The 1,788-nt window shown below is 61.6% G+C and carries 1 protein-coding gene and 1 pseudogene; both read right to left on the reverse strand.

Annotated features, from left to right (window positions below):
- Window positions 1-1,032 (reverse strand): annotated as a pseudogene (locus ACE3UY_RS19225) (DNA-directed RNA polymerase subunit beta); the annotation flags it as partial.
- Between the two features lie 174 nt (window positions 1,033-1,206).
- The coding region (locus ACE3UY_RS19230; protein WP_374689096.1) for a glycosyltransferase at window positions 1,207-1,788 on the reverse strand (582 nt) is incomplete at its 5' end.

Here is a 1,788-nt window from a genome sequence, read left to right on the forward strand (position 1 = left end):
GATGTCGTCGGCCCCTTCCAGGCCGTTGTTGATCAGGATCATGTGGCGCACCAGGTTGACAATGTCGTGCTGGGTGATGGTGCGGTGCGCCAGCGGCACAACGCCCTGCATGTTCAGGCGCTTGTTCAGCTTGTAGCGGCCCACGGCCGCCAGATCATAGCGACGGCTGTCGTACAACTGCTCCTGAAGATACTGCGAGGCGTTGTCGAGCGTCGGCGGGTCGCCGGGGCGCATACGCTTATAGAACTCGATGAGCGCCTGCTCCGGGATGGACTTTTCCTCGTCCCAATGCGGCTCCTGCTCGATGCTGCCCTGGATGTAGAGGTGCTCGCCGTTGGTATCTACGTCGGCGAACAGCGCCAGCAACTCCTGGTCGGTGCCCTCGCTGATGAGCGGGTTGCCCAGCCCATCCGGGATGGCCGCCATGGCGCGCAGGAACAGCGTCACCGGGACGGTGCGCTTGCGGTTGAACTTGACGGTCAGATAGTCCGTCTTGCGGGTCTCGAACTCCATCCACGCGCCGCGGTCGGGGATGAGCTTGCCCATCGCCAGCGGGCGGCCGGTGGTGCGCTCCTCCTCGATCTCGAAGTAAGCGCCGGGGGAGCGGATCAACTGGCTGACGACCACGCGCTCCGTGCCGTTGATGATGAACGTGCCGGCCGGCGTCATGAGCGGGAAATCGCCCATGAAGATGTCCTGGACAATGGGCTGGTCCAGGTCGGTGCTATAGAGCATGACGCGCACGTAGAGCGGCGCGGCGTAGCTCATATCGCGCTCGACGCACTCCTCGATATTGTACTTCGGTTCGCCGAACCAGTACTTCAGGTCGAAGCCCTCGACCTCGGGCCGCTTGCTGGGGAAAAACAGCTTTAGATCGCCGTTAAAGCTTTCGATGGGAGAAATCTCGTCAAACAGCTCCGCCAGACCCTCATCGGTAAACTGCTCGAACGAGTTCAACTGCACGTCAATGAGCGTCGGCAGTTCCATCGGTCGAGTCGTACGGGCGTAGCTTTTGGTATAAATGCTGGACATGTATTGACACCTGCTCCCTGGCCGGCGAAGATGCCTTCGCCAACGGTCTATTTCCCTACCACCTTACACGGAAAAGGTGCAACCGTAAGCTTGCACCCTGTTCATTTGAATATCGCTTTCCTAACGGCTGCCACAGGTAGTCGTTCAAGAGGTGGACTCTTGCGAACCTGTAGTTTACAAGAGTTTGTTTCTCTTGTCAAGCGATTCGTAAACTTCGATAATGCGCTCCGCGGCGGCGTCCCAGCTGAATCGCCCCATGACGCGCCGGCGCAACTGCTCCCCCAACTGCGTTCGGCGCGCCGGGTCGTGGAGCAGGCCGGCGATGGCCTCGGTGAAGGCGCTGGCCTCTCCGGCCGGCGCGTAGACGCCCAGATCGCCCAGGTATTCGCGGTTCACCGGCGTGTCATAGGCTACGATGGGCTGAGCCATAGCCATGTAGTTGAGCAGCTTGCCGCTCCCCTCGCTGCTCGACATCTTGGGCGCGACGGCAATCTCGCAGGCCGAGAGGAAGTAGGGGGCCATGTCAAATGGGATGCGCCCGGTGAAGGTAGTCACGTCGGCCGCGCCCCACGCCTCGGCCATCAGCCGGTAGTGCTCCACGTCGGGATACCCCATTATCAGGAAGCGCACGTTCTCGCCGCGCTGCCGCAGTGTCGTCGCCGCCTGGATGAGGTGGGGGATGCCCTGGTAGTCGGTCAGCAACCCCAGGTAACCGACCACCACCGTATCGGGCGCGATGCCCATCTGGAGGCGCAA

Origin of the sequence: Promineifilum sp. (SeqCode), assembly GCF_041918635.1 — a bacterium.
Classification (GTDB): Bacteria; Chloroflexota; Anaerolineae; order Promineifilales; family Promineifilaceae; genus Promineifilum.